Here is a 12063-nt window from a genome sequence, read left to right as displayed (position 1 = left end):
GTCAATCAATGAACACGACGTTTTCCTGCGTAGGTTGCGGCAAGTGCTGCAACGACCACCACGTACCCCTGACCCTGACGGAAGCCCGCATGTGGGCGAACGATGGTGGTCAGGTGATCGTGCTGGTGGAAGGCTTCCTGGGCAATGGCCTGGGCTTGCCTCTGTTGCAACGGGAACACGCCGAACGCCGCTCGGTGATGGTTCGCAGCGGATCCACCGAAGCCTACGTGGCGATCACTTTCGCCGCCTACAACGTCGGCCCCTGCCGGAATCTTGACGAAGACAACCTCTGTCGCATCTACGAACGCCGACCGCTGGTGTGCCGCATCTACCCGATGGAAATCAATCCGCACATTCCCCTGAACCCGGCGGTAAAAGAATGCCCGCCCGAGTCGTGGGAACAAGGGCCGGATTTGATTGTAGGTGGCGAGTTGGTTGATCAGGAACTGGTCACTTTGATTCAGCGCTCGCGCCAGGCGGATCGCGATGAGGTTCAGACCAAGGATGCGATTTGCGGGCTGTTGGGGATTCGCACTACCGCGTTGAAGGGTGACGGCTTTACCGCTTATCTGCCGGAGATGGGGGCTTTTGCTTCGGTGATCGATCAGGTGGTGGCGCAGCCACTGGAAGCACCGGACGGTGAATGGCTGTTTCATGTCTCGGGCGAGGACATCGCCGGACAAGTGCTGGCGGCCGGGGCTGAAGTGGCGACTGAAGCCGCGCTGAACTATGCGTTTATTTCGTTGCGGGCGGCTTGATCCAAGCGATGCGTTGTCTGTGATGGCCCCTTCGCGAGCAAGCCCGCTCCCACATTAAATTGCATTCCTCTGTGGGAGCGGGCTTGCTCGCGAAGAAGCCGGCACAGACAACGCAGATTCCGAATCAGCGAGCAGCAACCGCCTGGCACTCAACTTCAACCCGTGCATCCAGCACCAACGCCTTGGCGACAAACGTCGTGCGCGCCGGCAATCGATCTGCCGGGAAGTAGTGTCGATATACCGTGTTCATTGCGCTGAAATCCTTGATATCAGCCAGGATGACCGTGCATTTGGCCACGTGGGACAGGGACGAACCACTGCGTTGCAATGCGCTGCGCAGGTTCTCCATTGTTTGCGTCATTTGCGGGACGATACCGCCTTTCACCAGCTCGCCATCCGCCCCCAGCCCGAGCGCGCCGGACAGGTAAATGGTCTCGCCAACCTGAACAGCATCAGAAAATGGCAGGCCTTCGTCATTGAGAAAATAGCTGGGCGAACGGATCTGTGGCTCGACCGCAGACGATACACAACCGGTGGTCAGGACCATCAGCGACAGGACAGAGAGGATTTTCAGCAGGGGCATTTCGATGGCCTTCGTCGAGGAATTCACGGAGATGAATCTTCGACGAGTGGCCACCGACTTTCCCAGAGGACGAATCGCTCATCCTTGTGGGAACAGTCTCGATTTCAGAAGGGCTTTTTTTTCAACTGGCTGACGGTCAGCGTTTACCCATCGAACGACGAGTACCCGGAGGCGCTGCACCAGGGGTCTTGGTGTGGCCATTCTTGGCGCCGTTCTTGTACCAAGGCTGGTTGGCATTCTTGGCGGCAGCCAGTTCGCCCGGTTTGAACGGAAACTTGAACGCCGGGATTGCGACTTTGGTTTCGCTGTCTGCGCTGGAGTCGACGCTGTCTGGCAGGTCTGCCTGGTCGTCGCTCAAAGCGTCGGCGACCGGCGGTTGTGTCGGGGAAGTCATGAAAGCTCCGGGTGGTGCACAAAGAGTCGGGCCCGGTGGATGGGCCGCGAAAGGCGGGAGTATAACTGGATGGAGCGTTGCAAGCTGCAAGCGGTGAGCTTCAGGCGACAAGTAGTCGGTCTGTGGTTTGGGCGGTGACAGCGCTGACGCCATCGCGAGCAAGCTCGCTCCCACAGGTACAGCGCCGTCCTTGTGGGAGCGAGCTTGCTCGCGATGGCGTCAGAACAGACGACGCATTATTAAGGGCACCAGCGCCAAACTGACAGCCCCGTCAGTTAGCAGTCACCTTGCTGACCGGGTAACAGGGCTATAAGGGGAGGTATAAAATCTGACCTTATTCCCGTCCCTCTAGCCCGGCGCCCCACTCGCATGCGAATTCAGAAAAAATCCGCGTTGATCGCAGCCCCTCTGATTGTCCTGGCAGCGCTGGGCGTGTGGTACGCCACCAAGCCGGCCACCGCCAAACTGGCGGCCCCGACGGCCATTCCGGTGCGCGTCGTCGCGGTCTCCGCAAAAGATGTTCCGCGCTTCGTCAGCGGGATCGGTTCGGTGTTGTCCCTGCACAGTGTGGTGGTGCGTCCGCAAATCGACGGCATTCTTACCAAATTGCTGGTCAAGGAAGGTCAACTGGTCAAGACCGGCGACCTGCTCGCCACCATCGATGACCGCTCGATCCGCGCCAGCCTCGATCAGGCCCGTGCGCAATTGGGCGAAAGCCAGGCCCAGCTGCAAGTGGCGCTGGTCAACCTCAAGCGCTACAAACTGCTGAGCGTCGATGATGGCGTGTCCAAGCAGACTTACGACCAGCAACAAGCCCTGGTCAACCAGCTCAAGGCCACCGCCCAAGGCAATCAGGCATCCATCGACGCCGCCCAGGTGCAGCTTTCCTACACGCAGATTCGCTCACCAGTCACCGGCCGCGTCGGGATTCGTACCGTGGACGAAGGCAACTTCCTGCGCATGACCGACGCCCAAGGCTTGTTCACCGTGACGCAGATCGACCCGATCGCCGTGGAATTTTCCCTGCCGCAGCAAATGCTGCCGACCCTGCAAGGCTTGATCGGCGATCCGCAACGCGCGCAAGTGAAGGCCTACATCGGCGCCGACACCGATGGCGAAACCGGCAACCTGCTGGGCGAAGGTCACCTGACCCTGATCGACAACCAGATCAACGCCAACACCGGGACCATCCGCGCCAAAGCCGAATTCAACAACCCGAACCAGAAGCTCTGGCCCGGCCTGCTGGTGACGGTAAAGATTCAGACAGCGCTGGATAAAGATGCGCTTGTCGTACCGCCGACCGTCGTACAACGAGGCCTCGATCAACATTTTGTGTACCGGGTGAAAGGCGACAAAGTGGAAACCGTGCAAGTGCAGATGGTTTACCAAGGCAGCGGCCAGGACATCATCACCGGCGTAAAACCCGGCGACGTGCTGGTCAGCGATGGCCAGTCGCGACTCAAACCCGGTTCGACCGTGCAAGTGCTGACGGAGCCGCCGCAAGTGGTGCAAGCGGAGCCTAAACAATGAGAGGGCCCTCCGCGTGGTGCATCGACCACCCGGTCGCTACCATCCTGCTGACCTTTGCCCTGGTGCTGCTGGGTGTGATCGCCTTCCCGCGCCTGCCGATCGCGCCGTTGCCGGAAGCGGAATTCCCGACCATTCAGGTGAACGCGCAACTGCCCGGCGCCAGCCCGGACACCATGGCCTCGTCGGTGGCCACGCCGCTGGAAGTGCAATTCAGCGCCATTCCCGGCATGACCCAAATGACCTCGAGCAGTGCCTTGGGCTCAAGCCTGCTGACCCTGCAATTCACCCTCGATAAAAGCATCGACACCGCCGCCCAGGAAGTCCAGGCCGCGATCAACACCGCCGCCGGCAAGCTGCCCAAGGACATGCCGACCCTGCCGACCTGGAAGAAGGTCAACCCGGCCGACAGCCCGGTGCTGATCCTCAGTGTCAGCTCGACACAAATGCCCGGCACCGAACTCAGCGACCTGGTGGAAACCCTGCTCTCGCGTCAGATCAGTCAGATCGACGGCGTAGGCCAAATCAACATCACCGGTCAGCAACGTCCGGCGATCCGCGTCCAGGCCTCGGCCGACAAACTCGCCGCCATCGGCCTGACCCTCGCCGACATTCGCCTGGCGATCCAGCAAACCAGCCTCAACCTGGCCAAGGGTGCGTTGTACGGCGAGTCGAGCATTTCGACCCTGTCCACCAACGACCAATTGTTCCATCCTGACGAATACAGCCAACTCATCGTTTCCTACAAGGACGGCGCACCGGTTCACCTGAAAGATGTCGCCAAAGTCGTCAACGGTTCGGAAGATGCCTACGTCCAGGCCTGGGCCGGTGATCAACCCGGTGTGAACCTGGTGATCTCCCGGCAACCGGGAGCTAACATCGTCGAGACGGTGGATCGTATTCAAGCCGCCCTACCGGGTCTTGAAGCGATGCTGCCGGCCTCGGTGCAGGTCAAGGTGTTGATCGACCGCACCCAGACCATTCGCGCCTCCTTGCACGAAGTGGAAATCACCCTGCTGATCGCGATCATGCTGGTGGTGGCGGTGATGGCGCTGTTCCTGCGTCAGTGGTCGGCGACCATGATTGTTTCGGCGGTGCTCGGTGTGTCGCTGACCGCCAGTTTCGCCCTGATGTACATCATGGGCTTCAGCCTGAATAACCTGACCCTGGTGGCGATCGTGGTGGCCGTGGGGTTTGTGGTGGACGATGCGATCGTGGTGGTGGAGAACATTCACCGCCATTTGGAAGCCGGCGACGGCATGCGCGAGGCGGCGATCAAAGGCGCCGGCGAGATCGGTTTCACCGTGGTCTCGATCAGTTTCTCGCTGGTCGCCGCGTTTATTCCATTGCTGTTCATGGGCGGCGTGGTTGGGCGGTTGTTTAAAGAGTTCGCCCTGACCGCCACCTCGACCATCATGATTTCGGTGGTGGTGTCCCTGACCCTCGCACCGACTCTGGCCGCGCTGTTTATGCGCGCGCCAGTGCATCACGCCCACAGCAAAAAGACCTTTGGTGATCGCTTGCTGGCCGGTTATGAAAAATACCTGCGCCGCGCCCTCGCCCATCAAAAAACCATGATCGGCGTGTTCTGCCTGTCGTTGTGCCTGGCCATCGCCGGTTACATCTTTATCCCCAAAGGCTTCTTCCCGGTCCAGGACACCGGTTTCGTCCTCGGCACCACCGAAGCGGCTGCGGATATTTCTTACGGCGACATGGTGAAAAAACACCTGGCGATGGCAGAAATCGTCGCGGCAGATCCGGCGGTGCAGGCGTTTTCCCACTCGGTCGGGGTTTCCGGCAGCAACCAGACCATCGCCAACGGCCGGTTCTGGATCGCCCTGAAAAAACGCGGCGACCGGGATGTTTCGGCCAGCCAGTTCATCGACCGGATTCGCCCGCAACTGATGAAAGTCCCCGGCATCGTGCTGTACCTGCGCGCCGGCCAGGACATCAACCTCAGTTCCGGCCCGAGCCGTGCGCAGTATCAATACGTGCTCAAGAGCAACGACGGCCCGACGCTCAGCACCTGGACCCAGCGCCTGACGGAAAAACTGCGCACCAACCCGGCGTTCCGCGATATTTCCAACGACTTGCAACTGGGCGGCAGCATCACCCACATCAGCATTGACCGCAGCGCGGCGGCGCGTTTCGGCCTGACCGCCAGTGATGTCGACGAAGCGCTGTATGACGCCTTCGGCCAACGGCAGATCAACGAATTCCAGACCCAGATCAACCAGTACAACGTGATCCTGGAACTGGACACCAAGCAGCGCGGCAAGGCTGAAAGCCTGAATTATTTCTATCTGCGCTCGCCGTTGAGCGGGGAGATGGTGCCGTTGTCGGCGCTGGCGAAGTTTGATGCGCCGACCATAGGCCCATTGTCCATCGCCCACGACGGGATGTTCCCGGCGGCCAACCTGTCCTTCAACCTGGCGCCCGGCGTCGCGTTGGGTGATGCGGTAATTCTGCTCAATCAGGCCAAGGCCGAAATCGGCATGCCGGCGGCGATCAGCGGCAACTTCCAGGGCGCGGCCCAGGCGTTCCAGAGTTCGCTGGCCAGCCAGCCGTGGCTGATTCTGGCGGCGCTGGTGGCGGTCTACATCATTCTCGGCGTGCTCTATGAGAGCTTCGTGCATCCGCTGACCATTATCTCGACGTTGCCGTCAGCCGGGCTTGGCGCGGTGATCATGCTGTGGATCTGGGGCCAGGACTTTTCGATCATGGCGTTGATCGGCCTGGTGCTGCTGATCGGCATCGTGAAGAAAAACGGCATCCTGATGATCGACTTCGCCCTCGAGGCCCAGCGCAAGGGTGGCTTGCCGCCGGAAGAGGCGATTTTCCAGGCGTGTATCACGCGGTTCCGGCCAATCATCATGACCACCCTCGCCGCCCTGCTCGGCGCCTTGCCGCTGATGCTCGGCTACGGCACCGGCGCCGAACTGCGCCAGCCATTGGGGATTGCGGTAGTCGGCGGGCTGCTGGTGAGTCAGGCGCTGACGCTGTTTACCACTCCGGTCATATACTTGTGGCTTGAGCGGCTTTTCCATCGGCCCAAACCAGCGCCAGAGCCACTGCCGGCACTGGCGACCACAGACTGAGGCGGGGTCATGCGCGTTCTGATTATCGAAGATGAAGAAAAAACCGCGGATTATCTGCACCGCGGCCTGACGGAACAGGGTTACACCGTGGACCTGGCGCGGGATGGCGTCGAAGGCCTGCACCTGGCGCTGGAAAGCGACTACGCGGTGATCATCCTCGACGTCATGTTGCCGGGCCTCGATGGCTTCGGCGTGCTGCGAGCGTTGCGCGCACGCAAGCAAACCCCGGTGATCATGCTCACCGCCCGCGAGCGTGTCGAAGACCGGATCAAAGGCCTGCGCGATGGCGCCGACGATTACCTCGGCAAACCGTTTTCCTTCCTGGAACTGGTGGCACGCCTGCAAGCGCTGACCCGGCGCAGTGGCGGCCATGAACCGGTGCAAGTCAGCATCGCCGACCTGTGGATCGATTTGATCAGCCGCAAGGCTACACGCGCCGGCACGCGCCTGGACCTGACCGCCAAGGAGTTCTCGCTGCTCAGCGTATTGGCCCGGCGCCAGGGTGAAATCCTCTCCAAAACCGCGATTGCCGAGATGGTCTGGGACATCAATTTCGACAGCGACGCGAACGTCGTCGAAGTCGCGATCAAGCGCCTGCGGGCCAAGCTCGACGGGCCTTTCGACGAGAAACTGCTGCACACAATTCGCGGCATGGGTTATGTGCTGGAGAGCCGTGGTGTCCAGTAATTCCATCGCCCTGCGCTTGAGCGGAATGTTCACGCTGGTGGCACTGCTGGTGTTTCTGTTGATCGGCTGGGCCTTGTACCAGCAGGTCGACAAAGGCCTGGGCTTGTTGCCCGAAGCTGAACTGGATGCGCGCTACAGCGTGCTCGAATCCACGGTCGGCCGTTACGGCACACCCGAGCATTGGGTGAAGATCAACAACAAGCTCAAGTTGCTCGGCGAAGAAGACAAGCGCATCAGCTTCTGGATCATCAGCGGCGATCCGCAGTACGAATACGGCAACATCACCCCGCAGATCCGCGCCTTCGCCGAAGGGCCGCTGGGCCGGCGGGATATGCAGTTGCCGGATCATGACTACCCACTGAAAGTCTTGGTCAGTCAGTTCCCGGCCAAGGATCAGCGCCCGCCGTTGCGCTTTATGATCGGCATCGACACCGAGACGTTTTTGCAGACCCAGCATCATTTGCTGATCGCCCTGATCAGCTTGGCGATCATCGGCGTGCTGCTGGCCTCGGCCCTCGGTTATTGGGTGGCGCGGATCGGCCTCAAACCGTTGATCAAGTTGTCCCAGGAAGCCCAGCGCCTGGCGCCGCCGCTGCGTTCGGGGCGGTTGCGCCTGTCGCCATTGCCGCCGGAGCTGGATCAGTTTGTCAGTTCGTTTAACTCGACATTGGAACGGGTCGAGCAGGCTTATTCGCGGCTGGAATCGTTCAACGCCGACGTCGCCCATGAACTGCGCTCGCCGCTGACTAATCTGATTGGCCAGACCCAAGTGGCGCTGACCCGTGGACGTTCGGCGGAACATTATTTCGAAGTGCTGCAATCGAACCTAGAAGAGCTGGAACGGCTGCGCTCGATCATCAATGACATGCTGTTCCTGGCCAGCGCCGACCAGGGCAGCAAGGCAACCAAACTGACCTCCACGTCGCTGGCCGATGAGGTGGCGACGACGTTGGAGTATCTGGATTTCATTCTGGAAGACGCGCAGGTGCGGGTGCAGGTCAGCGGTGATGCGCAGGTACGGATCGAGATCGCGCATCTGCGTCGGGCGTTGATCAATCTGCTGAGTAATGCGGTGCAACACACCGAGCCTGGGCAGGTGATCGAGGTGTTGATTGAGGTCGAGGAGCATCAGGTAAGTATTGGTGTGGCCAATCCGGGGTCGCCGATTGCCAGCGAGCATTTGCCACGGTTGTTCGAACGGTTTTATCGGGTGGATGCGTCACGCAGCAACAGCGGGAATAACCATGGGCTGGGGCTGGCGATTGTGAAAGCAATTGCGTTGATGCATGGCGGCGATGTGTTTGTGCGCAGTGATCATGGGATGAATACATTCGGCATCCATCTCCCCGTCTGACTCGCCCCCATTCCTGTAGCAGCTGGCGAAGCCTGCGTCCGGCTGCGAAGCAGTCGTTAAATCATGCGCCCGCTTCTTTCAGGCAGACCGCGCGTACAGGGTTTACGACTGCTGCGCAGCCGGACGCAGGCTTCGCCAGCTGCTACGGGTTTGCGGCGCACCGGTTACTATTGCCTCCCACGCAATAGTCCTTTCTGAAATCAGCTCTGTTTCCCATCGACCTCGAACCTTAACCTTGGCGCACCAAACAGCACTTGCCAAGCAAGAAGGTTTTAAAGATGTCCAACACTATGGGTATTGCCAGCGCTTTTGTTTTGTCCGCCTTGTTCCTGTCCCCGGTCGCCATGGCTGAAGAGTCGCCAGCCTTTGTCGCGCACAATGTTGCGCGGGCCAAAGCGTTCGAACAGGCCCAGGAAGAGATGACTGCCAAAGCGCACGATGCCGAGCAAACCCCTCAAGCGTCCACTTCTGCAGCCCGTCAGCAGGTTGAGAAAGACAGCTGATTAGCCGTATCGCTCCGTTTCCCTCGACACTTTTCATCGGCTCTTCCCTTTGAAAAGTTGTCTTCAAAGCCGCTGCTATCAGTGGCTTTTTTTATTGTGCAGAAAACACGTCCGACTTCGTCTCCCTTAACAAGAAGTAAAAAACGTCGATCCATGAACTGACGTTAATGACCCAAAAGGAGCTGTACCGCACGTGTCTTTTTCTCTGAAACTCAGCCCGTTATTCATTGCAATCGCTGCAACGATGGCCGCCACTGCAAAGGCCGCCGACGACACCAGCCGCGAAGGTTTTGTCGAAGGGTCGAGCCTCAACCTCAACGCCCGCAACTACTACATGAACCGCAACCGGCACCAGCACACCGATGACAACATCGAATGGGGCCAGGGTTTTCTCGGTAAATTCGAATCCGGTTTCACCCAGGGCACCGTCGGCTTCGGCCTTGACGCCCACGCCATGCTTGGGCTGAAACTCGACGGCGGTGGCGGCACCGACAATTCGAGCATCCTGCCGATCAGCGACGGCAACGGCAAAGTGCCGGGCTCGTTCTCCACTGGCGGCGGCACGTTGAAAATGCGTGCGTTTGACACTGAACTGAAGGCCGGTGACCTGTTTCTCACCAATCCGGTGATCGCCGGTGGCGAGAGCCGCATGTTGCCCCAGACCTTTCGTGGCGTCAGCCTGACCAACCACAGCTTCGATGGTTTCCTGATAGAAGGTGGCCAGGCCAGTTTCACCAAGCCTTACAACCAGAGCGGCCACACCCGGATCGGCACGTCCTATGGCAACCTCGCCGACGGCGACGAAAGCCAGCACCTGAACTGGGCCGGCGTGGCCTGGAGCGGTTTGCCGGGGCTGACCAGCAGCCTGTATGCGTCTGAGCTCAAGGACATCTGGAACCAGTACTACTACGACCTGGATTACACCTATCAACTCAATGATCTGGTCAGCCTGAACCCGGGCCTGCACTTCTATCACACGCAAGACACCGGCGATGCGCTGCTGGGCAACATCGACAACAACACCTACAGCCTGCATTTCACCGTGGGCGTTGGCAATCACAGCGTTACCGCCGCGTATCAGCGGGTCAACGGCAATACGCCGTTCGACTACATCAGCCAGGGCGACAGCATTTACCTGGACAACTCCCAGCAGTACTCGGACTTCAACGGCCCGAACGAGCGCTCGTGGAAACTCAAGTACGCCTACGATTTCGTCGGCCTCGGCCTGCCCGGCCTGACGTCGGCGGTTTCCTACTCCCGGGGTGAAACGGACCTGACCAAAGTCGATCCGGACAGCAAGGGCTACGCCTCGTGGTACAGCGCCGACGGCAAACACGCCAAGCACTGGGAACGGGATATTGATTTGAAATATGTGGTCCAGGGCGGCAAGGCCAAGGACCTGGCGCTGCGCCTGCAATGGGCGACCAACCGTGGCGGCAATGGCTACGGCGCGCTGGATCAGGACACCGATGAATACCGCGTGATCGTCGACTACCCGCTGAATGTCTTCTAAGCTTTACTAAGCAATAGGCCAGCATGTTTTGCTGGCCTTTTTTTTATCTGGCATTTATACAAGCGCTCTGGACGCGACCGGTTTCTGGGACTCTGCCCAACTCTTGTAAAAAACTTTCATAACGCCTTATTTGCAGAAGTCAGAACCATGAGTGTGAGCAGTATGAAATCTCTAGATCCGGTCGGCTCGACACGATCGGAGCGACTTCTTGTTCTCGGCAGTGTGCTGTTGGTGATTGCGATACTCAGCATCGTGACCTTCCTGCTGATCCGTGAGCGCGCCAACGCTGAATTGTCCGCCGCCCGCGCCGCCAGCAACATCGTGCAATTGATCGACGCCGATGTGCTGCGCAATGTCGAACTCTATGATTTGTCACTGCTGGGTTTGATCGCTGCCTACCAGCGAGAAGATCTCAAAAGCGTGTCTCCAGCCATTCGCCATCTGGCCTATTTTGACCGCGCTACTGCCGCGCCGTACAAGGGCAACATTTTGTTGCTCGACCACAAGGGCGACGTGATCGCTGACTCGGCTTCGGTGGAGCACAGGCAAGGCAATTACGCCGACCGCGAATACTTCCAGTCTCACGTAAATAACCCGGACCCGGGCATGTTCATCAGTCCCCCCTTCAGAGCCAGGTCACCCGACCTGGATTGGCGTATTAGTTTCAGCCGACGGGTAAGCGGCTCCAAGGGTGAGTTTCTGGGGGTCGCTGAAGCCGCCATGCGCTTGAGCTACTTCGACCAGTTGTTCAACGGTTTGAGCATCGGCCGCGACAGCACGGTCAATCTGATCAGCAAGAACGGGATTCTCCTGGCCCAGCAACCACGTCTGGCCGAGGAACTGATCGGCAAGGATTTCAGTAACCGCCCGAATTTCCAGCGCATCGTCAAAGAAGGTAACGGCAGCTTCACCAGCCTGTCCGATCGATACCGTGACGAGCGCCTGTACACCTTCTCCAAAGTCGGAAATTTGCCGTTGATCGTCATCGTTGCGCTGTCCAGCGATGAAGTCTTTGCAGCCTGGAAGCGCACTGCGGTGGTGGTCAGCTCGGCAACACTTGCCTTGTGCGTGAGCCTGCTGTGGCTGACGTGGTCGCTGCGCCGGGAATTGCGTCGGCGACACACCGCCGAGCACGAGCTGACGCAACTGGCCGCTACCGATGCGTTAACGGGGCTGGCCAACCGCCGAATGCTGGATCAGGCCCTGCGCCACGAATGGTTTCGCGCCCAGCGTTCCGGCATGCCGTTGTCAGTGTTGATGATCGATGCTGACCATTTCAAAGCGTTCAACGACCGCCATGGCCATCAGGCGGGCGACGAAGCGCTGCGCTCGTTGGCCAAAGTCATCAGTGCCCACGTCCGACGACCGGCGGACCTGGCGGCCCGTTACGGCGGAGAAGAGTTTTCGGTGATCCTGGCGGAAACCGATGGCGCAGGTGCGCGGCAGATCGCCGAAACCATCCGTGCGGCCGTGGAGCAATTGCCGATGGTGGCGGGTGCAGCGCTGCCGATGACTGTCAGTATCGGGATCAGTACCTGGACCACTGCGAGCGAGATCAGCCTGGAGCAATTGTTGTTTGTGGCGGACAAGGCGTTGTATCAGGCCAAGGAAGGGGGAGGAATCGGGTGGTTGCGGACGGCTGAGAT

8 protein-coding genes and 2 pseudogenes are annotated in these 12063 nt (G+C 59.7%); 8 read left to right on the top strand and 2 right to left on the bottom strand.

Annotated features, from left to right (window positions below):
• The first annotated feature begins 8 nt into the window (after window positions 1–8).
• A complete protein-coding gene (locus NK667_RS00710) occupies window positions 9–758 on the top strand; it encodes a YkgJ family cysteine cluster protein (RefSeq protein ID WP_054613565.1) in 750 nt (249 codons plus the stop codon).
• A gap of 124 nt (window positions 759–882) precedes the next feature.
• Here the strand turns inward: NK667_RS00710 and NK667_RS00705 are convergent.
• Both NK667_RS00705 and NK667_RS00700 read right to left on the bottom strand, forming a co-directional pair.
• Window positions 883–1254 (bottom strand): annotated as a pseudogene (locus NK667_RS00705) (RidA family protein); the annotation flags it as partial.
• A 223-nt stretch (window positions 1255–1477) separates the two neighbouring features.
• Window positions 1478–1735 (bottom strand): hypothetical protein, encoded by a 258-nt coding sequence (locus tag NK667_RS00700; RefSeq protein WP_054613564.1) that lies wholly within the window; start codon window positions 1733–1735, stop codon window positions 1478–1480.
• A 369-nt stretch (window positions 1736–2104) separates the two neighbouring features.
• On the opposite strand from NK667_RS00700, the gene NK667_RS00695 reads away from it, so the two are divergent.
• The 7 genes and pseudogenes from NK667_RS00695 (at window position 2105) to NK667_RS00665 (ending at window position 12060) form a co-directional block, all read left to right on the top strand.
• Window positions 2105–3265 (top strand): efflux RND transporter periplasmic adaptor subunit, encoded by a 1161-nt coding sequence (locus NK667_RS00695; RefSeq protein WP_054613563.1) that lies wholly within the window; start codon window positions 2105–2107, stop codon window positions 3263–3265.
• Entirely contained in the window at window positions 3262–6360 is a 3099-nt protein-coding gene (locus NK667_RS00690) for a multidrug efflux RND transporter permease subunit (protein ID WP_054045529.1), read from the top strand. The genes NK667_RS00695 and NK667_RS00690 overlap by 4 nt, the downstream gene beginning before the upstream one ends.
• 9 nt (window positions 6361–6369) lie before the next feature.
• Window positions 6370–7047, top strand: a complete 678-nt coding sequence (locus NK667_RS00685; RefSeq protein WP_054045531.1) for a heavy metal response regulator transcription factor — start codon at window positions 6370–6372, stop codon at window positions 7045–7047.
• On the top strand, window positions 7037–8401 hold the full coding sequence (locus NK667_RS00680) for a heavy metal sensor histidine kinase (protein WP_054045533.1): 1365 nt from the start codon (window positions 7037–7039) through the stop codon (window positions 8399–8401). Before NK667_RS00685 ends, NK667_RS00680 begins: the two co-directional genes overlap by 11 nt.
• Before the next feature lie 278 nt (window positions 8402–8679).
• Window positions 8680–8904 carry a hypothetical protein gene (locus tag NK667_RS00675; protein ID WP_054045535.1) on the top strand — a complete coding sequence of 75 codons (225 nt, stop codon included), beginning with the start codon at window positions 8680–8682 and terminating at the stop codon, window positions 8902–8904.
• Window positions 8905–9148: 244 nt separating this feature from the next.
• Window positions 9149–10417: an OprD family porin gene (locus NK667_RS00670; protein WP_283777296.1), complete on the top strand. Its 1269-nt coding sequence runs from the start codon at window positions 9149–9151 to the stop codon at window positions 10415–10417.
• A 147-nt stretch (window positions 10418–10564) separates the two neighbouring features.
• Window positions 10565–12060: pseudogene (locus NK667_RS00665) on the top strand (sensor domain-containing diguanylate cyclase).
• Window positions 12061–12063 lie beyond the last annotated feature (3 nt).

The organism is Pseudomonas nunensis, assembly GCF_024296925.1.
In the GTDB taxonomy this organism is placed as follows: Bacteria; Pseudomonadota; Gammaproteobacteria; order Pseudomonadales; family Pseudomonadaceae; genus Aquipseudomonas; species Aquipseudomonas nunensis.
Note: the sequence above shows the minus strand (reverse complement) of the source record. Positions and strands in the feature narration are given on the sequence as shown.